20 protein-coding genes and 2 tRNA genes are annotated in these 21,876 nt (G+C 33.7%); 14 read left to right on the top strand and 8 right to left on the bottom strand.

Annotated features, from left to right (window positions below):
• Positions 1-68: 68 nt before the first annotated feature.
• The 3 genes from QLQ95_RS04785 to msrB form a co-directional block, all read right to left on the bottom strand.
• Positions 69-521, bottom strand: a complete 453-nt coding sequence (locus tag QLQ95_RS04785; protein WP_095929380.1) for a carboxymuconolactone decarboxylase family protein — start codon at positions 519-521, stop codon at positions 69-71.
• Between the two features lie 183 nt (positions 522-704).
• Positions 705-1,310, bottom strand: a complete 606-nt coding sequence (gene msrA, locus QLQ95_RS04780; RefSeq protein WP_482502839.1) for a peptide-methionine (S)-S-oxide reductase MsrA — start codon at positions 1,308-1,310, stop codon at positions 705-707.
• Between the two features lie 7 nt (positions 1,311-1,317).
• Positions 1,318-1,872: a peptide-methionine (R)-S-oxide reductase MsrB gene (msrB, locus tag QLQ95_RS04775; RefSeq protein ID WP_482502837.1), complete on the bottom strand. Its 555-nt coding sequence runs from the start codon at positions 1,870-1,872 to the stop codon at positions 1,318-1,320.
• A 295-nt stretch (positions 1,873-2,167) separates the two neighbouring features.
• On the opposite strand from msrB, the gene idi reads away from it, so the two are divergent.
• From idi to QLQ95_RS04740, 7 genes are all read left to right on the top strand, one after another.
• A complete protein-coding gene (idi, locus tag QLQ95_RS04770; protein WP_428237184.1) occupies positions 2,168-2,695 on the top strand; it encodes an isopentenyl-diphosphate Delta-isomerase in 528 nt (175 codons plus the stop codon).
• Between the two features lie 20 nt (positions 2,696-2,715).
• A complete protein-coding gene (locus tag QLQ95_RS04765; protein WP_066033610.1) occupies positions 2,716-3,126 on the top strand; it encodes a 6-carboxytetrahydropterin synthase in 411 nt (136 codons plus the stop codon).
• 3 nt (positions 3,127-3,129) lie between these two features.
• A complete protein-coding gene (locus tag QLQ95_RS04760) occupies positions 3,130-3,588 on the top strand; it encodes a peroxiredoxin (RefSeq protein ID WP_482502835.1) in 459 nt (152 codons plus the stop codon).
• Between the two features lie 56 nt (positions 3,589-3,644).
• Entirely contained in the window at positions 3,645-4,613 is a 969-nt protein-coding gene (locus QLQ95_RS04755; protein WP_482502834.1) for a type I phosphomannose isomerase catalytic subunit, read from the top strand.
• Positions 4,614-4,670: 57 nt separating this feature from the next.
• On the top strand, positions 4,671-4,937 hold the full coding sequence (locus QLQ95_RS04750) for a hypothetical protein (RefSeq protein ID WP_111364281.1): 267 nt from the start codon (positions 4,671-4,673) through the stop codon (positions 4,935-4,937).
• A 76-nt stretch (positions 4,938-5,013) separates the two neighbouring features.
• Positions 5,014-5,087: transfer RNA gene (locus tag QLQ95_RS04745), tRNA-Thr, on the top strand.
• 112 nt (positions 5,088-5,199) lie between these two features.
• A tRNA-Thr gene (locus QLQ95_RS04740) sits at positions 5,200-5,273 on the top strand.
• 341 nt (positions 5,274-5,614) lie between these two features.
• Here the strand turns inward: QLQ95_RS04740 and QLQ95_RS04735 are convergent.
• The 3 genes from QLQ95_RS04735 to htpG form a co-directional block, all read right to left on the bottom strand.
• Positions 5,615-6,370 carry a DUF4369 domain-containing protein gene (locus tag QLQ95_RS04735; protein ID WP_482502832.1) on the bottom strand — a complete coding sequence of 252 codons (756 nt, stop codon included), beginning with the start codon at positions 6,368-6,370 and terminating at the stop codon, positions 5,615-5,617.
• 134 nt (positions 6,371-6,504) lie between these two features.
• A complete protein-coding gene (locus QLQ95_RS04730) occupies positions 6,505-7,338 on the bottom strand; it encodes a hypothetical protein (protein ID WP_320493073.1) in 834 nt (277 codons plus the stop codon).
• Between the two features lie 195 nt (positions 7,339-7,533).
• Positions 7,534-9,417 carry a molecular chaperone HtpG gene (htpG, locus tag QLQ95_RS04725; protein WP_482502830.1) on the bottom strand — a complete coding sequence of 628 codons (1,884 nt, stop codon included), beginning with the start codon at positions 9,415-9,417 and terminating at the stop codon, positions 7,534-7,536.
• 203 nt (positions 9,418-9,620) lie between these two features.
• On the opposite strand from htpG, the gene QLQ95_RS04720 reads away from it, so the two are divergent.
• The 3 genes from QLQ95_RS04720 (at position 9,621) to QLQ95_RS04710 (ending at position 11,897) form a co-directional block, all read left to right on the top strand.
• Positions 9,621-10,124, top strand: coding sequence for a lipocalin family protein (locus tag QLQ95_RS04720; protein ID WP_095929387.1), 504 nt, complete (start codon positions 9,621-9,623; stop codon positions 10,122-10,124).
• 19 nt (positions 10,125-10,143) lie between these two features.
• Positions 10,144-10,839 carry a YiaD family glycine zipper/OmpA-like lipoprotein gene (locus tag QLQ95_RS04715; protein ID WP_095929388.1) on the top strand — a complete coding sequence of 232 codons (696 nt, stop codon included), beginning with the start codon at positions 10,144-10,146 and terminating at the stop codon, positions 10,837-10,839.
• A 107-nt stretch (positions 10,840-10,946) separates the two neighbouring features.
• A complete protein-coding gene (locus QLQ95_RS04710; protein WP_095929389.1) occupies positions 10,947-11,897 on the top strand; it encodes an ABC transporter ATP-binding protein in 951 nt (316 codons plus the stop codon).
• 108 nt (positions 11,898-12,005) lie between these two features.
• Here the strand turns inward: QLQ95_RS04710 and QLQ95_RS04705 are convergent, their stop codons facing one another.
• Entirely contained in the window at positions 12,006-14,417 is a 2,412-nt protein-coding gene (locus QLQ95_RS04705; protein WP_482502828.1) for an alpha/beta hydrolase family protein, read from the bottom strand.
• Between the two features lie 263 nt (positions 14,418-14,680).
• Between QLQ95_RS04705 and QLQ95_RS04700 the strand changes: the two genes are divergently transcribed.
• From QLQ95_RS04700 to QLQ95_RS04690, 3 genes are all read left to right on the top strand, one after another.
• Positions 14,681-15,688: a 3-oxoacyl-ACP synthase III family protein gene (locus tag QLQ95_RS04700; RefSeq protein ID WP_248728175.1), complete on the top strand. Its 1,008-nt coding sequence runs from the start codon at positions 14,681-14,683 to the stop codon at positions 15,686-15,688.
• Between the two features lie 349 nt (positions 15,689-16,037).
• Entirely contained in the window at positions 16,038-16,361 is a 324-nt protein-coding gene (locus tag QLQ95_RS04695) for a GIY-YIG nuclease family protein (protein WP_320493314.1), read from the top strand.
• Between the two features lie 180 nt (positions 16,362-16,541).
• Positions 16,542-17,213 carry a copper homeostasis protein CutC gene (locus QLQ95_RS04690; protein WP_320493077.1) on the top strand — a complete coding sequence of 224 codons (672 nt, stop codon included), beginning with the start codon at positions 16,542-16,544 and terminating at the stop codon, positions 17,211-17,213.
• A gap of 100 nt (positions 17,214-17,313) precedes the next feature.
• Here QLQ95_RS04690 and QLQ95_RS04685 read toward each other — a convergent pair whose 3' ends face one another.
• A complete protein-coding gene (locus QLQ95_RS04685) occupies positions 17,314-19,734 on the bottom strand; it encodes a TonB-dependent receptor (protein ID WP_095929392.1) in 2,421 nt (806 codons plus the stop codon).
• A gap of 332 nt (positions 19,735-20,066) precedes the next feature.
• On the opposite strand from QLQ95_RS04685, the gene argS reads away from it, so the two are divergent.
• Positions 20,067-21,845 carry an arginine--tRNA ligase gene (gene argS, locus QLQ95_RS04680; RefSeq protein WP_095929393.1) on the top strand — a complete coding sequence of 593 codons (1,779 nt, stop codon included), beginning with the start codon at positions 20,067-20,069 and terminating at the stop codon, positions 21,843-21,845.
• Positions 21,846-21,876 lie beyond the last annotated feature (31 nt).

Here is a 21,876-nt window from a genome sequence, read left to right as displayed (position 1 = left end):
ATAATTGAATAATCTGCTTTTAAGTTTTATAAAGTTAATTGTTTTTAGAGAATAAAGTCAATTAGGATTTACCCGAATTGTCCTACTCTGTAAGTTCCTGGGGTATTCGCAAAAGTAATGTTTAGGCGATTCCAAGCGTTAATTGCAGCAACGGCAAGCGTAAGATCGATTAATTCTTGTTCTGTAAATTCAGCTTTTGCAATTTCGTAGATTTCGTCTGGAACATCACAGGCATTCACCGCTTCTGCCAAAGCAAGAGCAACTCTTTCTCTTTTTGTGTAATAAGGGGCTTCTCTCCAAACACTTAATCCAAATAAACGTTGTGTTGTTTCTCCAGCGGCTAAAGCTTCTTTAGAATGCATGTCTAAACAATAACCGCAGTTATTGATTTGAGAGATTCTGAAATTGATTAATTCCATAAGAGATGCTTCGATTGCTCCTTTTTTCAAGTAACCGCTAATTCCAAATAATGTGCTAACTGCTTTTTGACCTTGTTCGAATAAATTAAGTCTAGTTTCCATGATGTATATTTTTTAATTGTTTATACCCTAATAACAATCAAACTTTCAGGATTGGACAAAAAAGATAAAAAAAAATAGAATTATTTTTCGATTAAGAGAAAATGCCTGTTTTTATGCGGGTTTATGAAATAAAAAAACCGTCCATTTTTTTGGACGGTTTTAGAATAATATCATTTTTAAGCTTTATTTCTTTTTAAGTTTGTCTTTAAAAACCTTTTCAAACTTTTCTATTTTAGGCTGAATTACCATTTTGCAATACGGCTGGTTCTTATTGTTTGCATAATAATTTTGATGGTAATCTTCGGCTTTATAAAAAAATTTAAAAGGCTCTACTTTCGTTACAATTGGGTTATTGTACACTTTAGCTTTGTTTAATTCGGCAATAATACTTTCAGCAGCTTTTTTCTGTTCGTCATTTTTGTAGAAAATAACAGAACGATATTGCGTGCCAACATCAGCTCCCTGACGATTTAAAGTTGTGGGATCATGAACCGTAAAAAAGACTTTGAAGATTTCATTAATATCGGTTATGTTTTTGTCGTATGTTATTTGAACTACTTCGGCATGACCAGTTGTTCCGGTGCAGACTTCTTCGTAAGAAGGATTTGCGGCTTTCCCTCCTGAAAATCCAGAAACAACAGATTTGACTCCGTCCAGATTTTCATAAACGGCTTCAACGCACCAGTAACAGCCTCCGCCGAGTGTAATAGTTTCCAGATTCGCCTTTTTATTTTGCGAAATGCCATTCAGCGAAAGCGCTAAAAGACATATTAAAAGTATATTTTTCATTTGTAGATTATTTATTATCCGGAACAAAATCAAGAGCAATCGAATTCATGCAGTAGCGTTTTCCGGTTGGTTCTGGACCATCGTCAAAGATGTGTCCTAAATGTCCGCCGCAGCGTCCGCAAAGAGTTTCGGTTCTTTCCATTCCAAGAGAATTATCTTCTTTAAAAACAATGCTTTTTTTGTTTTCCTGTTCAAAGAAACTCGGCCATCCGCAGCTGCTCGAAAATTTTGCGGTCGATCTAAAAAGCAAGTTACCGCATGAAGCACAGTAATAGGTTCCTTTTTCGTCAGTATTCCAATATTTGCCTGTAAAAGGTCTTTCGGTATCGGCTTCACGCATTACGGCATACACATCCGCTGGAAGAACCTTTTTCCATTCGGCATTGCTTACGTTAAGTTTTGTTGTGTCGGTATTTGAATAATAAGGATTTCCGGGCTTACTGATTTTATTTTCCATAACGGCTGTTTTTGCAGTTTGTTTTTTTGTGTTTTGTCCGCATGCCTGAAAAATAAATAGCGGAATCAAAAAACAAAGGCTGAAAATTAGGTTTTTAGATTTCATAAGTTCTTAGGTAGATTAATCTGTATATCAAAGATACGTTGAGAATTAGCTTCAAATTACAGTGTTTATTATTATTGAGATTTTTTTAAGTGTGTTTTAACTTTTTATTAGTTACGTAAAAGAAGACAATGTAGTTTTTATGTCTTAATTTTAACAGCTTTTAAATTTTTAGGATAAATTATAATATTGTAAATCAGTAAAATAGAAATTTGGTCTGAGGCTTGCTTTTAGACAAGCTGAATTAGCATTTTTAAGCCATTTCTTTTTTCGTATTTTTGTTTGCTTAAGAAGCCTTATGACAGAAGAAAACGTAATACTAGTTAATCAAAACGATGAACAGATTGGCTTAATGCCAAAATTAGAAGCACATGAAAAAGCGCTTTTGCACCGTGCCTTTTCGGTTTTTATTTTGAATAGTAAAAACGAAATTATGCTGCAACAGCGTGCTCATCATAAATACCACTCTCCGTTGCTTTGGACAAACACTTGCTGCAGTCATCAGAGAGAAGGAGAAACCAACATCGAAGCGGGAAGCCGAAGATTGTTTGAAGAAATGGGTTTTAAAGCCGAATTAAAAGAGCTGTTTCATTTTATATACAAAGCACCTTTTGATAACGGTTTGACAGAACATGAACTGGACCATGTTATGATTGGTTATTATAATGAGGAACCAAGCATAAATCCAGACGAAGTAGAAGACTGGAAATGGATGAGTATTGAAGATGTTAAAGCAGATATTGAAAAACAGCCCGAAATTTATACCGTATGGTTTAAGATAATTTTTGATGAATTTGATCATTATCTAGAAGACCATAAATTATAGCCAACTAACCAGAAACATAAATGAGAGTAACCATATCAAGAAAAGCGCATTTTAATGCGGCACATCGATTGCATCGAAAGGATTGGTCATTTGAAAAAAACGATGCCGTTTTTGGAAAATGCAATAACCCGAACTTTCATGGTCATAATTATGGTTTAACAGTAAGTGTTACAGGAAAAATTGACCCGGAAACTGGTTTTGTTTTAGATGTGAAAGTATTGGCGGATATTATACGAGAAGAAGTAGAAATTCCGTTTGATCACAAAAATCTGAATTTGGATGTTCCTGAATTTGCAGATTTGAATCCGACCGCAGAGAATATTGCTGTTGTGATATGGAATAAAATTAGACAACGAATTCATGCCGACTTTGATCTTGAAGTGGTACTGAACGAAACGGAACGAAATTTTGTAACTTATAAAGGAGAATAAAAAATGTCATTAAAAATAGGAGATATAGTTCCGAATTTTACTGCGAAAGACAACAATGGAGAACTTTTTGAAAGCCAAAGCGTTTTAGGAAGAAAGCCAGTGGTCATTTACTTTTATCCAAAAGATAATACGCCTGGTTGTACAACTGAAGCTTGCAGTTTTCGGGATCAATACGAAGATTTTAAAGATTTAGGAGCTGAGGTAATTGGTGTTAGCAGCGATAGTGTAAAATCACATCATAAATTTGCAGCTAAACACAAATTGCCTTTTATTTTGCTTTCTGATCAGGATAAAAGATTAAGAAAACTTTTTGGTGTCCGCAATAATTTGTTCGGACTTCTGCCAGGACGCGTTACTTATATAATTGATAAAAATGGTTTGCTAATTTCGATATTTGACAGTGCAAATGCTGCAAAACATATACCGAAAGCCTTAGAAATTGTTCAAGAATTAGTATCGTAGGTTACCAAAATAGTATCAAATTAGAATTAATTAAACAAATATATTAGCCTAAAAACATGAGTCAAAATCTATACCCTTTGCAATTTGAACCGATTTTAAAAGAAAGAATCTGGGGAGGAGAAAAATTAAAAACTATTTTAAATAAACCAATCGTTTCTAAAATTACTGGCGAAAGCTGGGAATTATCTACTGTACAAGGCGATGTTAGTGTAGTTGCAAATGGAGTTTTAAAAGGAAAATCGTTAATGGATTTGATTGATGAAACGCCAGATGCGATTTTAGGAACTAAAGTTTATGAAAGATTTGGAAAACAATTTCCGTTGCTTTTTAAATACCTAGATGCAAGAGAAGATCTTTCTATTCAGGTGCATCCAAACGATAAATTGGCTAAAGAACGTCACAATTCATTTGGAAAGACTGAAATGTGGTACGTAATGCAGGCCGATGCTGATGCTAGAATTATTGTTGGTTTTAAAGAAGATTCTAGCAAAGAAGAATATTTGAAACATTTGCATGATAATACTTTGGTTTCGATCTTAGATGATGTGAAGGCAAAATCGGGAGATGTTTTCTTCTTAGAAACCGGAACAGTTCACGCAATTGGAGCTGGATTAGTAGTTGCCGAAATTCAGCAGACTTCTGATATTACATATCGTTTATACGATTTTGATCGTGTAGATGCACAAGGAAATAAAAGAGAATTGCATGTAGATCTTGCATTAGATGCCATTAACTATAATAAAGTTGATACGCAGAAAAAATACGAGTCTAAAGTAAATACTTCAAATACTGTTGTTGACTGTCCTTATTTTACAACTAATTTTATTCCTTTAGAAGACAAAGTGGAAGTGGTTAAGAGCGGAGAAACATTTACGGTTTATATGTGTATTGAAGGAAGTTTCGAAATCGAATATGACGGATTTAAGCATACTTATATTAAAGGAGATACTGTATTGGTTCCAGCTGCGATAAATGCATTTAATTTGAGCGGAAAAGCTTCAATTTTAGAAATTTACATTTCTTAGCATTAAATTTAAAGATAATATGTACTTTTGCAGACGCAAATTAAAATAATAAGAAAAATGGCAAACGTTAAGAATTTAAAGAAAGACATCAACTTCGTATTAGGAGATATTATTGAGGCAGTTTACTTGTTTGAGATGTCAACAACAGGAAATCCTACTCCAGAAACGAATGCTTTGGTCGATGAAGCTATCGCTGCATTCGATACTTTGATTACAAAAGTGAACGCAAAGAACGTTGAAAATAAAAAAGCACACTTCAAGCAAATTAATGTTGAATTAGAACAAGCTGCTAATCAATTGATTGAAAAAATCAACGCATTATAAGCAAAAAAAAGTGTAAAAAAGTGCAAATTTATTTTGGGAAATTGAAAAACCGCTTTATATTTGCACCCGTAATGACGCCGATGTAGCTCAGCTGGCTAGAGCAGCTGATTTGTAATCAGCAGGTCGTGGGTTCGAGTCCCTCTATCGGCTCAAAAAACGGAAACCATTCGCCTCGGCGAATGGTTTTTTTAATTATAGAGAGAGGTGTGAAATTTTTTTTGGAATATTAAAAAACATTTATATCTTTGCACTCGCAAAATAGGCCGATGTAGCTCAGCTGGCTAGAGCAGCTGATTTGTAATCAGCAGGTCGTGGGTTCGAGTCCCTCTATCGGCTCAAAAACCATCACAGAAATGTGGTGGTTTTTTTTTATGCCATTTTTTAAAATTTCAATTCTAAAATTCCAAATGCCAATTTTTCGGCGAAGAAGAAGTTACACTAGGAATTCGACAAAGATTGGTGGTTTTCTTTACGGAAGTTTTTCAAATATAGCTCGCGGTTTCAACCACAGGAAGCATATTAAATGAAACGTATTGCATTGTGGTGATTTAATTATGTTTTAAAGATTGAAAACCGCTTGCGATAGCATTTATATGCTTTGCGGGATTTTTGTTGAATTTAAGCATAAAAAAAACGTCCTGATAATTCAGGACGTTTTTCATTGTTGCTTTTATGTTTTATTCAGCTGGAGCTGGAGTTGTTGCAGCTGCTGGTGCATTTTGTTCTGCTTTTTTAACTTCAGCAACATACTTAGTTAGTTTCTTTCCATAAAGTGACTGTGCTACTTTTGGCGTCATTGATTTTTGAATGGTATCAAGAAACTTCAAATTGATATCGTAAATCTCTGCTAACGCAATATAAGGTGCTACTTCGTGATCTTTATTGTTTATGGCAAAGTTTGTAGCGTATAAATATTTTCTTTTAATATTTGACTGTTGTTTTGCGTCAATGCTGTCAATTGCTTTTTGATCTTGTCTTTTTAAAGCTTTGAATTTTGATTCAACCATAGACAAGTTTTCGTCTCTAAAACGAGTATTGATTTTTTGGTATTCCTCATATAATTCTTGGTTTTTAGATCCAGTAATTTTTGCACCAGCGATGAAGTTGTCCAAATTGGTGTCGATATTGATAGTTCCTGGCTCGGCAAAAAACAAAATGTTATTGTCTAATGAGTTTGTTACGCCTCGATCTAAATATAAATAGAGCATTTCTGGAGATTCTAATTTAATATCTCTTTCAAAAGCTGAGTTTCCATCAATTTTGATGCTGTCAATAGCAACAAGAGAAGTGTTGACAATTCTTTGGATATATAAAGTTCCGGTTTTTAAACCTTTAATGTTTCCTGTGATGTGTAGGTTATCAGCAGCTGATTCTTTTTTGCTACAAGATGCTAATACTGCAAGAGTAACAAAAGCAATTAGTGTTTTTTTCATTAGTTTTTGAGATTTTGGTGCAAAATAAAGAAAATAGTTTAAATGTAAATAGGGGTTATGTTTTATTTTTTATAAAAAAAATAAATCCCAATTTATTTCTAAATTGGGATACTAAAGTAATGCAAGAAAAGGGTTTACATCGACAAAATAAACGAAGTGCCATTTTCGTGCGTATAAGTGTAAGTTGCATCGCAGTCATTGTTTCCGTAATCTATAACTCCGTTTAAAATACCTCCTTGTACTTTTAATTGTCCTTTGGAGATAAATAAACAAGAATATTTTTTAATTAGTGGTTCTTTTACTGTCAAAGTAAGTGCTACACCATTTGAAGATGTTACGGTATGCGTGCCATCGATAATTTCGTAAACATTGTCAGATAAAATTAAAGGCGTGTCTGCACCTGCAGTTTGTTTAGTAGTGTAAGTTCCCGAATTGGTATAAACGCCTCCTTGTAAATCGGTTAATTTTCCATTAGTAACTTTTCTGGTCCATTGTGGCGTAGATTGAATAGTTGTAGTGTTTGTATATTCAATAGTTCCCTCTAATTTGATGTCTTTTATAGAATAGTCAATTCTTTTAATTGTCATTTTGCTTCCAGTTTCTGTAATTGGTCCTGAAAGTGTTACTTCTAGTTTTCCTTTACGCGTAAAATTATTTCCGTCTTTGCATCCTGCTGTTCCAAAATCGGCTAAAAAGACTTTAGGATAATTTCCTCCATTTGGCGTTGTAATGGTAATTGTTGCGCAAATTCCAGGAGGTGTATCGGCAGGTTTTCCAGAAGTTGAAGTGCTTGTACTGATTAAGAGACTGGTGTTAAGATCCATTTCGTTTGAAGTGTCAATGGCAACTGATGCTCCAATGCTGGTTAAGTCTGTTGAAACGGCTGGGTCGTTATTGTCGCTTGAGCAAGAAACATATAAAAGTGCTGTGGCACAAATGGTTGTTAATAAAATAGCAGTTTTTTTCATAGGGTCTTTTTGTTTTGGGTTAGATTAATAAGGCAGTCAAATGTAATAAAAAATTTGAATTGCAATAAAGGTCATTTAGTGGTAATCTATAGCGCTTTATAACGAATTTTTGAAGAAAAAATTATGGTTGAAGGGATGAGAAATAAAAAAAGCTGCCCAAACTGAGCAGCTTTTACTAAGATAGCATCTAAATGCTTATTTGATCATTTCGAAACTTCTTTTTACGAAAGCAGTAAGCGCTTCGCCTTTTAATAGGTTTTGAGATAATTTAGCTAAATCTAAAGCTTGTTTAACTAAATGCTCTTGGTGCGTTTTGTCTTCTGTATTTAAAATACTTGAAGCTAGATCAGAATTGGTGTTTACAACCAAATTGTACATTTCTGGCATATTACCCATTCCGAACATTCCGCCACCACCTGTTTGGCTCATTTCTTTCATTCTACGCATAAATTCTGGTTGCGTGATGATGAACGGAGCTGCTTGAGAATCCATAGCTTCCAATTGAACGCTGTATGCTTTTGGAATATAAGCTTCTAAAGAAGTTTTTAAAGCTGCTTTTTCGTCATCAGAAAGTTTAGAAATAGTGTTTTCTTCTTTTTTGATTAAATTGTCAATGTGATCAGAGTCAACACGTACAAAAGTTAATCCGCTGTTATCGTTTTCGATTTTTTGGATTAAATGCGAAATAATAGGAGAATCTAAAAGCAATACTTCATAGCCTTTGTCTTTTGCTGCCTCAATGTAAGAGTGCTGCGCATCTTTATTTCCAGCATAAAGAACTACCAATTTACCATCTTTATCAGTTTGGTTTTCTTTTAGTTTTTCTTTTAATTCTTCTAAAGTAAAGTAAGTGTCATCTACAGTTGGATATAAAACAAATGCACCTGCTTTTTCGTAGAATTTCTCTTCAGAAAGCATTCCGTATTCTAAAACGATTTTAATATCGTTCCATTTTGCTTCAAAATCAGCACGGTTTTCGTTAAATAAAGCTTTCAATTTATCTGCTACTTTACGAGTAATGTAGTTTGAGATTTTCTTAACAGCTCCATCTGCCTGTAAACCAGAACGAGAAACGTTCAATGGAATATCTGGAGAATCGATAACACCTTTTAACATTGTCAAGAATTCAGGAACAATTCCTTCTACGTTGTCAGTAACGTAAACTTGGTTTTGGTACAACTGAATTTTGTCTTTCTGGATTTGCATATCATTACCCAATTTTGGGAAATACAAAATACCAGTTAAGTTAAAAGGATAATCTACATTTAAATGAATGTGGAATAATGGCTCTTCAAACTGCATTGGATACAATTCTCTGTAGAAGCTTTTGTAATCTTCATCAGATAATTCAGAAGGCTGTTTTGTCCAAGCTGGATTTGGGTTGTTAATGATATTGTCAGTTTCAACCGTTTCATTAACGTAGTCTTCTGGAGCGTCTTCTGGTTTTGGAAGCGTTTCAGTTCTTGTTCCGAATTTAATCGGAATAGGCATGAACTTGTTGTATTTGTTTAATAAACCGCTAATTTTAGAATCATCTAAAAATTCAAGAGAATCTTCAGCAATATGAAGAATGATTTCTGTTCCGCGTGAAGTTTTGTCAGCTGGCTCTAAAGTAAATTCAGGACTTCCGTCACATGTCCAATGTGCCGCTGGCTCATCTTTGTATGATTTTGTAATGATTTCAACTTTTTCAGCTACCATAAAAGCAGAGTAGAAACCAAGTCCAAAATGTCCGATAATTCCAGAATCTTTAGCAGAGTCTTTGTATTTGTCCAAAAATTCCTCAGCTCCAGAAAAAGCTACCTGATTGATGTATTTTTCAACTTCATCAGCAGTCATCCCTAAACCTTGATCGATAATGTGGATTTTTTTACCTTCTTTATCGACTTTTACTTCAATAATTGGGTTTCCGTATTCTGCTTTAGCTTCACCAATGCTAATAAGATGTTTTAATTTTAAAGTAGCATCAGTACCATTAGAAACAAGCTCGCGTAAGAAAATTTCGTGGTCGCTGTATAAGAACTTTTTAATTAAAGGAAAAATGTTTTCTACTGAAACATTAATTTTACCTGTTGCCATATTTTTTAATTTTTGATTTAATTTGATGATTTTCATTCGTTCAAATAAAATACCAATTGTATTTTGGGTGACAAAATGTCGGAAATGTTAATTCTGAAAGAAAATAAATAGATTCTAAAACGAAAAATATCTTTATGAATCGTATATTTGTGGTACAATAATTGTTAAAAAGGCAAGTATTAATCTAAAAAAAATTGTACAAAATGAAGAAGAGTATTTTTATATGCTTGATTGCCGCTATGTTTTTTGCGTGTAAGTCAGCTTCGTCAACAGCTTCATCTTCTGAAGCAACTACGCTTTCAACAAAACTTGACAAATCGACTCAAGTAGCGTTAAAAGGGAATTGGGTACTTACCAATGTTTCTTACCCAGGTTCTGATTATATCAAAGTAAATTCATTTGATCTTGCAGATTCAAAATGTTTTATTGGAAGTACTTGGAGCTTTATTTCGAATAATAATAAAGGAACAATGGCTTTGACTTCGCCAAGTTGTACTGGATTTTCTTCGCCAATTGTATGGAGTATCAACAATCAAGGTTTGTTTGTGTTGAAAATTCTTAATGCAGGTGAGAAAGCGAAGAAAGTTAGAGATGGTTATTTGCTAAAAGTTGCAGGTGTAACTGAAAGTTCTTTTCAGTTAGTTGATAATATCAATGTGGGAGGTCAGGTAAAAGATGTGGTTTACCAATTTCAAAGAGCTAATTAATATTTTAAAGATATAGAAAATGAGAAAGATAACGGTTTTAGGTTTAAGTAGTTTAATGGTTATAGCTAGTTTTTTTACAAGCTGTGATTCAGTAAAAAACGCAAATAATACGCAAAAAGGAGCCGGAATTGGTGTAGTTGCAGGTGGTGTTATTGGTGGTATTTTAGGAAATAATATCGGACGAGGCGGAAACGCTGCTTTAGGAGCTGCAATTGGAGCTGCTGTAGGTGGAGGAACTGGAGCTTTAATCGGTAATAAAATGGATAAACAAGCTCGTGAAATTGATCAAGCTTTACCAGGTGCTTCTGTTGAAAGAGTTGGTGAAGGTATTCACTTAACATTAAACGAAAACGCTGTTCGTTTTGATACTAATAAATCTACTTTAACAGCTCAAGCAAAAGCTAATTTAGATAAATTAGTTCCTGTATTCAATGATTATGGAGATACAGATATTCAAATTTTTGGTTACACAGATAATACTGGAAAACCAGAATACAACTTAACACTTTCTGGACAAAGAGCTGCTTCTGTGCAAGCTTATTTAGTTTCAAAAGGATTAAAATCAAGCCGTTTCAAAACTTCAGGTTTAGGAATTGCAGATCCAATTGCAACAAATGATACTCCAGAAGGTAGAGCTCAAAACCGTCGTGTTGAATTTTCAATTACAGCAAACGACAAAATGGTAAATGACGCTAAAGCAGAAGCTGGAAAATAGTTTCTAATAAAATAAATTATCAAAAAAGCTGTTTCAAATAATTGAAGCAGCTTTTTTTTGACTTTAGAAATTAAACATTGTAAATTTGACGACTCATATTACAACTCATGCTTGACATTCAAAATATATCTTTTTCGTACACCGAAAGCCCCGTTATAAAAAACATTTCTTTTTCTATTGAAAAAGGCCAGAATATTGCGATTATTGGTGAGAGTGGCTGCGGAAAAAGTACGCTACTCAAGCTTATATACGGATTATACGATCTGGATGAAGGGAAAATTTTTTATGGCGATAAACCGATCTTGGGACCAAAGTTCAATCTAATTCCAGGGATGCCTTATATGAAATATCTGGCACAGGATTTTGATTTGTCTCCATACGAAACAGTTGCAGAAAACGTAGGTAAGTTTCTCTCGAACGGTTTTGCAAACATGAAAAAGCTTCGTGTTCAGGAATTGTTAGAAATGGTAGAAATGGATCAGTTTGCAAATGTTAAGACCAAATTTCTAAGTGGTGGACAACAGCAAAGAGTGGCGTTGGTTCGAGTTTTGGCTTTAGAACCAGAAGTAATTTTGTTAGACGAGCCATTTAGTCAGATAGATGCTTTTAGAAAAAATGCTTTACGTCGTAATTTATTTCGTTATCTAAAACAAAAAGAAATTACGTGTATTATTGCAACACACGATAGTACAGATGCTTTGTCTTTTGCCGATCAGGCAATTGTGATGAGAAGCGGAGAAGTGTTGGTAAAAGATGATCCTTCAAAAATATACGAAGATCCAAAGGTTAAATATGTGGCATCTTTGTTTGGAGAAGTAAATGAAATTCCGACTCATTTATTATTGTCTTACGCAGACGAAGCGCATAAAACATTAGTTTATCCGCATCAATTTAAAATGGTTTCAGAATCAAAATTAATGGTAAAAATAAGAAGAACTTATTTTAGAGGAAGCCATTATTTAATTGAAACAGTTTATAAAAGGCAGTTGATTTTCTTTGAAAGCGAAATAGATTTGCCGCTTGAACAAGAAGTTTTCCTGGCTTTAAATTATTTGTAATTAGGGAATGTGTCAATTAGAAAATTAGATAATTTCTAATTGTTAAAATAATAAACCCGACAGTTTTCAAAAACTTGTCGGGTTTACTTTTAGAATCAAATTATGAATTTAGTTTTTCAGATACTTTTCTAAGAACTGATCTTGTTCCCATAGCAAGTGCAAAATGTTTTCTTTTGCTACATAACCGTGAGATTCTTTAGGTAGAATAACCATTCTTGCTGGTGCTCCTAATCCTTTTAATGCTTGAAAATAACGTTCTGTCTGCAAAGTAAAAGTTCCCGGATTATTGTCTGCTTCTCCATGAACTAATAAAATTGGCGTTTTCATTTTTTCTGCATTCATAAATGGAGACATTGCGTTGTAAACTTCTGGCGCTTCCCAGTAATTTCTTTGTTCAGATTGGAATCCAAATGGAGTTAATGTTCTGTTGTAAGCACCACTTCTCGCAATTCCGCATGCAAAAAGATCTGAATGGGTTAGTAAGTTGGCAGTCATAAAAGCTCCATAAGAATGTCCTCCAACAGCCACTTTTTTACGGTTAATATAGCCTAAGGCATCTACTGCATCAATCGCCGCTGCCGCATTATCTACTAATTGCGAAATAAAATTGTCGTTTGGTTCTGTAGTTCCTTCTCCAATAATTGGAAAAGCAGCGTCATCTAAAACTACATAACCTTTTGTTACCCAATATACAAATGAGCCATAATAGGGGAAAGTGAATTCGTTTGAATTTTGAGTCGATTGAGAAGCGCTATTTCTATCTTTATATTCTGCTGGATATGCCCAGATCAATAGCGGCAATTTTTCTTTTTTAGTTTTATCATAACCAACAGGAAGATATAAAGTTCCTGAAAGCTCCAATCCGTCCTTACGTTTGTATTTAATAACTTCTTTGCTAACGTCTTTAATGCTTTCAAACGGATTTTTGAAATCAGTAACTTGTGTTAGGCTATTTTGTTTTTTTATATTTCTGAAATAGTAATTTGGGTATTCTGTTTTTGACTGAATCATAACTAAGATTTTCCCAGACTTGAAATCTTCAATTTCTAAAATATCCTCTTTTTTATCTTTATAAGGAGAAGTATAAATACGTTTTGATTTTAAAGTTTCTACATTGAATTCGTCTACAAAAGGAAACTGTCCGTTTTTAGTATAACCTTCGCCAATTCTATAAAGGTTGTTTTTTTCGATTGCTAAAACATATTTATTGTAAGCATTCTTTTTTGTTTCAAAAACTCCCGGATCAGAATAAACATCTTGCGAATTTCTATCCGTAATCATTTTTGGCTGCTGATTTGGGTTTAATGGATTAATCAAAAATGTTTTGGTGCTTCTTGTGTCGTACCATTCTTCAGAAAGAACCGCTAGATTGTCATTCCCCCAAATAATATCGCTAAAACGCTGTGGAGTTTTTGCTAATGAAGAAGCTTCTTTGTCGAAAGGCGCATCCCAAAGAAAAACTTCATCTCGATAATCAACTTTGTTTGCAGGATCTCCTTCGTCTAAAGCTACAACATAAGATAAAGTTGCCGGTTTGTCGTTTCTCCAAGCCATTTCTCTTTTTCCTTTTCGAACAGCCATAAAACCTTTTGGCATAATTTCATTTAAAGGAACCTCATTTACCGTTTTAATTTCTCTTCCGCTTAAATCATAAACAACTGTTTTAGATGGAAATCTGTTTAATGGAACTACATAAGAAAATGGTTTTTGAATTGTTGTCAGCATAATGTACTGACCATCTGGAGAGATTCTTTCTCCAGCAAACATAGCGGCGTCTTTGTATAAAACAGCATCTCCATTTAGTTTTACTTTATACAATTCAGAAGTTATGCAGTTTTCAAAATTAGCTTCGTCGTTTTTATTTTTCAGCATATCGGGATACGTTCTATTTTGAGATTTTTCTCCTGAAGTATTTGAAATAATCGGCCCAGTAGACAGATCTTTTTTAGAATCTAAAAGAGGCGGTCTGTTTTTAGGAAGCATTTTTGCTAAGATAGTTTCGCTGTCTAAAAACCAGTTAAACGGATTTCCAAGATTGGCATTTACTCTAGCTTCTGTGAGTTTTGTTGCTTGTGCGCTTGCAACATCTAAAACCCAAAGTTCTACACCAGAATTGGTAGTATGCGAGAATAGGATTTTTTTGTCGTTTGGCGACCAAAGAATGTTTGATATTTTCGGATTATCAGGGAGTCCTTTTACCTGAATTTCTTCCTTCCCGTTTATTTTTCTTAGTTTAAGATTGATTAAATACGTTACAGTGCTTGAAATATTAGTAACCGGATTAATTCTCAAACCAGCTAGACGAACTTCGTCTTGATTGAGGTCATCGAGCGTTTTATAAGTATTGCGATACATCAAGAGCATGTTCTCTTTTTTTGTATCCATTGATACGGAAGGAGCTCTTTGATAATCTGCCAAATCTAAAATAGATTTTGAAGGTTTTTGATAAGTTAGATTCTCCTGTGCAAAAGAGAAAAAGCTTATATTTAGAAATAAAAACAGTGTAACCTTTAATTTCATAGTTTGAATTTTATGGGTTTGTAATTGGTATTCAAAATGTTTGTCTAAGATAGTTTTGTCTTGTTACATCTTGAGCCTGATTTTTAATTTTTTTCAATGTTTGCATGCGAAAATTGTCTTTTCAAGAAGCAAATGATAATAAGTTAGCGTAGAATTAGAATATATTAAATTGCTAATAACGAAAAAAATAGTATTTTGTGTACGTATATTTTAAAGTATGCGTAAATTTGCAATCCAATTTTTTAATAAATAATAATAGATATATGTATCATTCAAAAATAGCTGGTTTAGGATATTATGTTCCTTCTAATGTGGTGACTAACGATGATTTGTCTAAGATAATGGATACCAATGACGAATGGATTCAGGAAAGAACCGGGATTCAGGAAAGAAGACACATTATCCGTGGAGAAGACACTACTACTTCAATGGGAGTAAAAGCAGCTAAAATTGCAATAGAGCGTTCTGGTGTTGCCAAAGAAGATATTGACTTTGTAGTTTTTGCTACATTAAGTCCAGATTATTATTTTCCAGGACCTGGAGTTCTGGTTCAAAGAGATTTAGGTTTAAGAACAGTTGGAGCATTAGATGTTAGAAATCAATGTTCTGGTTTTGTTTATGCAATTTCTGTTGCAGATCAATATATTAAAACTGGAATGTATAAAAATATTTTGGTTATTGGTTCTGAGGTTCACTCTACAGGTTTAGACATGACAACTCGCGGACGTGGAGTTTCTGTAATTTTCGGAGACGGAGCAGGAGCTGCAGTTTTAAGCCGTGAAGAAGATTTAAGCAAAGGAATTTTATCTACGCATTTGCATTCTGAAGGAGAACATGCAGAAGAATTGGCTTTGCAAGCGCCAGGAATGGGAGCGCGTTGGGTAACAGATATTATTGCAGATAATGATCCGAATGATGAAAGTTATTACCCGTATATGAACGGACAATTTGTATTTAAAAATGCTGTAGTTCGTTTTGCTGAAGTAATCAATGAAGGATTGGAAGCAAATGGTCTTCAGGTTTCAGATATTGATATGTTGATTCCGCATCAAGCGAATTTGAGAATTTCTCAATTCATTCAAAATAAATTTAAATTGACGGACGACCAAGTTCATAATAATATTCAGAAATACGGAAACACAACCGCAGCATCTATTCCGATTGCTTTAACTGAGGCTTGGGAACAAGGAAAAATTAAATCTGGAGATACTGTAGTCTTAGCAGCCTTCGGAAGTGGATTTACTTGGGCAAGTGCTATTATTAAATGGTAAAATAATCATCTTACATTATATTTTTTTTAAACCTGCTTCTTATTGGGAGCAGGTTTTTTTATACGCATTTGCCAATAGGAGCGCCCTTCGACTTCGCTCAGGGAGACAAAGCTTTAACGATTATAGAAGTTCTTGATTTCTAATTTGTCAGGCTGAGCGAAGTCGAAGCCCTCGTTCCAATAGGCACGCCCTTCGACTTCGCTCAGGGAGACAAAGCTTTGACGACTGTATATGTTTAGATTTCTATTTGTCAGGCTGAGCGAAGTCGAAGCCGCGTTTCTATTAGCACGCTCTCCTTAATGTTTTTGAATTAAATTTCTTACTTTTATTGTTTTTGAAGTAAAAAATGATGAAAAGATATTACGTCTATATTTTAAAATGCTCTGATGGAAGTTATTACACAGGAATGACAAATGATATAAATCGAAGACTAAATGAACATAATTATGGTTTAAATCAAGAAAGCTATACATTTCATAAAAGGCCTTTGGAGTTGGTGTTTTGTACAGATTTTAATGATGTTATCCAAGCTATTGCATTTGAAAAGCAAGTAAAAGGCTGGAGCAGAAAAAAGAAAGAAGCTATAATAAAAGATAAATGGGAGGATTTGAAAAAACTTTCTCAATGTTTGAATAAAACAACTCATAAAAATTTTAATAAAAAGGATGTTTAGTATTAAATTAGCCGTCGGTTTTGTTTAGTATAACAAAGCGACTTGTCAGGCTGAGCGAAGTCGAAGCCCACGTTCCAATAGGAGCGCCCTTCGACTCCGCTCAGGGAGACAAAGATTGAACATAATTTTTTTGCAGCTTGTCAGACTGAGCGGAGTCGAAGCCATTTTAATACAATACAAATGAAAAAAAATCAACTAGAAATAGCTTGTTTCAATTATGAATCGGCAGTAATTGCTCAAGCAAATGGTGCGGATAGAATTGAGCTATGTGAAAATATGAAACTGGGAGGAACTACGCCAAACTCTATTTTGGTAGTAAAGGTTCGCGAAAGTATAAATATAAAAATGCATGTTATTATAAGGCCTAGAGGTGGTGATTTTGTCTATTCTGACGAAGAGCTTACCGAAATGAAACAAGATATCAAGCAATATAAAAAACTAGGCGTTGATGGTTTCGTTTTCGGAATTTTAAAAGAAAACGGAAAAGTAAATAAAAAGCAGAATAAGGAATTAGTGCATTTGGCACATCCGTTATCGTGTACTTTTCACCGTGCTTTTGATGTAGTTAAAAATCCTGAAAAAGCACTTGAAGATGTAATCGACTGTGGCTTCAAAACCATTTTGACTTCAGGTCAAGGTGTAAATGTAGAAGAAGGAATTTTGGCTCTAGAAAGGCTTCAAGAACTAGCGGGAGACAGAATTGAAATTATGCCAGGAGGAGGTTTAAGATCTTCAAATATCAAACTGTTGCAAGAAAAATTAGATCTCACTTTTTATCATTCTTCAGCAATCACAGATAATTCTGAAACTGCAAATCCAGAAGAAATAAAGGAGTTGCGTAACTTTTTATAGAATAGAATAAAACAAAAAAAGTCTGGAGGTGGCAATCTCCAGACTTTTTTTCTACAAGAAATTATTCAAAAAATTATTTAAAAAATTTTCTCAGACAAGATTAGAACATTCCGCCCCCGCCTTTGTTAGTATTGTCATCTCTTTGTTTACGCTGTAAATTTTTGATTTTTCCACCTCCAAAGTTATAAGTCAAACCAAAGTAAACCGTTTGGCTCTCCCATTTAAACTGACCTGCTTGAGGATAAGGATACATGGTATCAAAAGCATATTTCATTGTATTGAAAACGTCATTGAAACGAACGCTTAAATTCATTTTGTTGTCCAATAAGGTATAACGTGTACCAATATCCATTTTATACATTTCGTGGCTGTTGTTTTGAAGTCCGTCTGTAGCACCTCTATAGAATCCGAAAGCTAAGAAACTTAAACGTTTGTTTACTTTAAAATTAGAGTTCATACGTCCGTTGAAAGCGGCAACAGTAATTTTTCTATCGATTGGATTACTTGTATTTGTTGCAGGATCGTATTGGAATACAATACCTTGCTGATTAATACTTGAGAAATCAATCGATGGCTGGATATCCCACCATTTTGTGATTTTATAATTAAAAGAAACTTCAAATCCGTAAGCTGTGTTGTGATCGTAGTTGGTAAAACTCATGATTTGTTTTTCCATGCTCGGATCTGCTGGATCAGGATATAAAATTCTGCTGATTTGGTCATTAATACTTCTCACAAAAACTCCAGTTGTAAAACTTCCTTTTTCAAGAGTTTTAGTATAATTTACTTCAACTGAGTTGGTAAACTGAGGTCTTAATTCAGGATTTCCTAATGAAGTAACTAACGGAGTAGCAAATTCACGAATAGGTTTTGTCTGTTCTAAACTCGGACGGTCTACACGACGGCTGTAGCTAAACTGCAACGTGTTTTTCTCATTCAAATTATACGTTAAATATGCTGATGGATACAATGTAATATAATCATCATCAAATTTAGTTTGGCCATAATTTAAGTTAGCTTGTACTTTATAGCTTTCAAAACGCGCACCCAATTGATAGCTAAACTTTTTGTATTTCTGTCCAAATGTTACATAAGCAGAATAAATATCTGTGTCATACGTATAATGAGACGTTTGATCTGCTACTGGTAACAAAGGATTTCCAGTCACATAATCGTTATCTGTTCTCGTGATTCTTGCCTCAGCTCCAGCTTCAAGGGTTGTTTTTTCGTTTAACGGATTAACATAATCTACGTTTACAGTACTTAACTTTCTAGTTCCTTGCAGAAAATCATTATATACAATACCCGAAGCAGTATTGTCAATTTTGGTCGTTTTAGTGTCAAAAGCAGCATTTTGAGTTTCTTTATTATCACTATAATTTGCTTCAAAATCTAAAGTGTGACCTTCTTTTTTAAAGATGTGTTTGTATGCCAAATTGTATGTTCCAACTCTATCAGGTCCCCAATAGCTAGATTTCTGAAAGATATTAGAAATATCAGAACCGGTTACATTATTGTAATCAATATCAGTGTCTACAAAACCTTTTCCGTTAGATTTGTTTTGATTGGTGTAGATAGACAAGGTGTTATGGTCATCAATTAAATAATCCATTCCTATTTTGTATAAGTAAGAATCATTATCATTCAAAACAGCTATATTTTGAACTATATCTTGATCAAATCTTTGGATGAATCCTGTGTTTTGGTAAGTACCAAAGTTTTGCCCCACATTTCCAAAGAAATTTACTTTCCCTGTTTTGTAATTTAAATCTAAAGATTGATTGTATTTTGCCGTTTTACCAAAAGTAATACCACCACTATAGCTTCCATTAAAACCAGTGTTTGCATTTTTGTGTAAGATGATATTAATGATTCCAGACATTCCTTCTGGATTGTATTTTGCACTTGGGTTCGTAATCAATTCAATTTTCTTGATAGAAGTTGACGGAATTTGTTTTAACAATTGAGCAGGGTCAATATTACTCGGACGCCCATCAATTAATACACGAACATTATCATTTCCGCGAAGTGAAAGTTTTCCGTCCTGATCCACATTTACAGAAGGAATATTGTTCATAATGTCAGATGCCGAAGCTCCAGCAGTTGTCAAATCCTTACCAACGTTAACTACTTTTCTATCAATTTTTTGTTCGATTGTAGAACGTTCTGCGATAATGTTAACCCCTTTTAATTGCGTTGCTTCTTCTTCAAGAGAAACATTTAAAGTGGCACTTTTTTTGTTTTCGCTCAAAAGAACAGAACCGATATATTTTCTAAATCCAATATATTGAATCTCGATAGTGTAACTTTTTAAAGCAATGTTTTTAAATGAATAGTCCCCGTTATCGTCTGTATTTACTCCAGAAACCACTTTTCCATTTTCTTTAAGCGAAACCGTTGCATAAGAAATCGGCGCGTTGTTCGACTTTTCTGTAATTTTTCCAGTAATACTTCCAGTATTCTGGGCCTGTGCAGTTGCGATTATACCTAATAACGCAAACAGAAAGAATTTTAATTTCATGATTTTTTTACTGATTATTTTTGATTTGATTGATGATGATGATTTCGTTTTGTTAGTTTTTTCTTTTTTTCTTTTTCTTGACCTTAAAAAATTAGAGTCTCTATTAAGACTCTTTTACAGTTGATATGTTACAAGAAATTAAATAAAAAAGTGTGTTTTTTTTCTCATGGACTGTTTTGTAAGAGATTACGGTTTTGATTTTTTGATAATTTTAACAATTAAAAAATGCGCTTTTTTGTCAAATTGAAACTCTTTTTCTGAATTTAATATGTTTTTGATTTTCTCTAATTGATGAATAAGCAGTATCTTTGCTCACTTTAAAATAAGTTTACATGTCATTATCACAAATTCTTACACCTTCTATACAAAAAGCAATACAAGCATTATTTGATGTTACTGTTGATAAAATCGAGTTTCAAACTACTAGAAAAGAGTTTGAAGGAGATATTACAATGGTAATTTTCCCTTTGCTAAAAGTGATTAAAAGTAATCCGGTTGAATTAGGAAATAAAATTGGAAATTATCTAGTTGAGAATGTTTCTGAGGTTGCTCGCTTTAATGTAGTTTCTGGTTTCTTGAATATTGTTATCTCAGACAGTTATTATGTGAATTTCTTTAACGGAATAAAAGATCAAAAACAGTTTGGTTTTGTAGCTCCAAATCCGGCAGAGAAAGCAATTATGGTAGAATATTCTTCTCCAAACACTAATAAACCTTTGCACTTAGGTCACGTTCGTAACAATTTGTTAGGATATTCTGTTGCAGAGATTTTAAAAGCTTCTGGTAAAAAAGTGTATAAAACTCAAATTATCAACGATAGAGGAATTCATATCTGTAAATCAATGCTGGCTTGGGAGAAATTCGGAAACGGAGAAACGCCTGAAGCATCTGGTTTAAAAGGGGACAAACTAGTAGGTAAATACTACGTAGAGTTTGATAAAGCTTACAAAAATGAAATTAACGGTTTAATAGAAGCTGGAAAAACAGAAGAAGAAGCCAAAAAGCAAGCTCCAATCATTATCGAAGCGCAAGATATGCTTAAGAAATGGGAAGCTGGTGACGAAAAAGTAATTGAGCTTTGGAAAAAAATGAACGAATGGGTTTATGAAGGTTTCGCAACAACTTACACAAATCTTGGAGTTAATTTTGATAAATATTACTACGAAAGCAATACCTATCTTTTAGGAAAAGATGTTGTTCAGGTAGGTTTGGATAAAGGCGTTTTCGAAAAAGATCCAGACGGTTCTGTTTGGATTGATTTGACAGATGAAGGTCTTGACCGAAAAATCGTTTTACGTTCTGATGGAACAGCGGTTTATATGACACAAGATATCGGAACCGCAATTCAACGTGTTAAAGACATGCCAGATGTTGGGGGAATGGTTTACACAGTTGGAAACGAGCAAGATCATCATTTCAAAGTTTTATTCTTAATCTTGAAAAAATTAGGTTTTGATTGGTCTTCAACTTTATATCATTTGTCATACGGAATGGTTGATTTGCCATCTGGAAAAATGAAAAGCCGTGAAGGAACCGTTGTAGATGCTGATGATTTGATGCAAGATATGACCGATACTGCCAAACAAATCTCAGAAGATTTAGGGAAATTGGATAGCTATTCTGCCGAAGAAAAAGCAAAGTTGTACAAAACAATTGGTTTGGGAGCTTTGAAATATTACATTTTAAAGATAGATCCTAAAAAACGTATTTTATTTAATCCAGAAGAATCTGTCGATTTTGCTGGAAATACAGGACCTTTTATTCAATACACATACGCGAGAATTCAGTCAATAATCCGTAAAGCCGATTTCGATTTTTCTAATAAAATTGAAATCGAAGAATTGCATGAAAAAGAGAAAGAATTGGTAAAACAAATCCAACTTTTCCCAGAAGTAATTCAGAATGCGGCTCAGAATCATAGTCCAGCATTAATTGCTAATTATACGTACGATTTAGTAAAAGAATATAACTCTTTTTACCAATCAGTTCATATTTTAGGAGAAGTTGATTTAACTAAAAAAATATTCAGAGTGCAGCTTTCTCAAAAAGTTGCCGAAGTAATCAAATCTGCATTCCAACTATTAGGAATTGAAGTTCCAGAGAGAATGTAAGAATTAAAGTTTAAGAAATTTAAAGCCAATA

This window comes from Flavobacterium sp. B330r (assembly GCF_056824325.1).
Note: the sequence above shows the minus strand (reverse complement) of the source record. Positions and strands in the feature narration are given on the sequence as shown.

Bases quoted from the DNA above. Each gene is read 5' to 3' on its own strand.
- QLQ95_RS04785 (WP_095929380.1), bottom strand. From the start codon at position 521: ATGGAAACTAGACTTAATTTATTCGAACAAGGTCAAAAAGCAGTTAGC.
- msrA (WP_482502839.1), bottom strand. From the start codon at position 1,310: ATGAAAAATATACTTTTAATATGTCTTTTAGCGCTTTCGCTGAATGGC.
- msrB (WP_482502837.1), bottom strand. From the start codon at position 1,872: ATGAAATCTAAAAACCTAATTTTCAGCCTTTGTTTTTTGATTCCGCTA.
- idi (WP_428237184.1), top strand. From the start codon at position 2,168: ATGACAGAAGAAAACGTAATACTAGTTAATCAAAACGATGAACAGATT.
- QLQ95_RS04765 (WP_066033610.1), top strand. From the start codon at position 2,716: ATGAGAGTAACCATATCAAGAAAAGCGCATTTTAATGCGGCACATCGA.
- QLQ95_RS04760 (WP_482502835.1), top strand. From the start codon at position 3,130: ATGTCATTAAAAATAGGAGATATAGTTCCGAATTTTACTGCGAAAGAC.
- QLQ95_RS04755 (WP_482502834.1), top strand. From the start codon at position 3,645: ATGAGTCAAAATCTATACCCTTTGCAATTTGAACCGATTTTAAAAGAA.
- QLQ95_RS04750 (WP_111364281.1), top strand. From the start codon at position 4,671: ATGGCAAACGTTAAGAATTTAAAGAAAGACATCAACTTCGTATTAGGA.
- QLQ95_RS04735 (WP_482502832.1), bottom strand. From the start codon at position 6,370: ATGAAAAAAACACTAATTGCTTTTGTTACTCTTGCAGTATTAGCATCT.
- QLQ95_RS04730 (WP_320493073.1), bottom strand. From the start codon at position 7,338: ATGAAAAAAACTGCTATTTTATTAACAACCATTTGTGCCACAGCACTT.
- htpG (WP_482502830.1), bottom strand. From the start codon at position 9,417: ATGGCAACAGGTAAAATTAATGTTTCAGTAGAAAACATTTTTCCTTTA.
- QLQ95_RS04720 (WP_095929387.1), top strand. From the start codon at position 9,621: ATGAAGAAGAGTATTTTTATATGCTTGATTGCCGCTATGTTTTTTGCG.
- QLQ95_RS04715 (WP_095929388.1), top strand. From the start codon at position 10,144: ATGAGAAAGATAACGGTTTTAGGTTTAAGTAGTTTAATGGTTATAGCT.
- QLQ95_RS04710 (WP_095929389.1), top strand. From the start codon at position 10,947: ATGCTTGACATTCAAAATATATCTTTTTCGTACACCGAAAGCCCCGTT.
- QLQ95_RS04705 (WP_482502828.1), bottom strand. From the start codon at position 14,417: ATGAAATTAAAGGTTACACTGTTTTTATTTCTAAATATAAGCTTTTTC.
- QLQ95_RS04700 (WP_248728175.1), top strand. From the start codon at position 14,681: ATGTATCATTCAAAAATAGCTGGTTTAGGATATTATGTTCCTTCTAAT.
- QLQ95_RS04695 (WP_320493314.1), top strand. From the start codon at position 16,038: ATGAAAAGATATTACGTCTATATTTTAAAATGCTCTGATGGAAGTTAT.
- QLQ95_RS04690 (WP_320493077.1), top strand. From the start codon at position 16,542: ATGAAAAAAAATCAACTAGAAATAGCTTGTTTCAATTATGAATCGGCA.
- QLQ95_RS04685 (WP_095929392.1), bottom strand. From the start codon at position 19,734: ATGAAATTAAAATTCTTTCTGTTTGCGTTATTAGGTATAATCGCAACT.
- argS (WP_095929393.1), top strand. From the start codon at position 20,067: ATGTCATTATCACAAATTCTTACACCTTCTATACAAAAAGCAATACAA.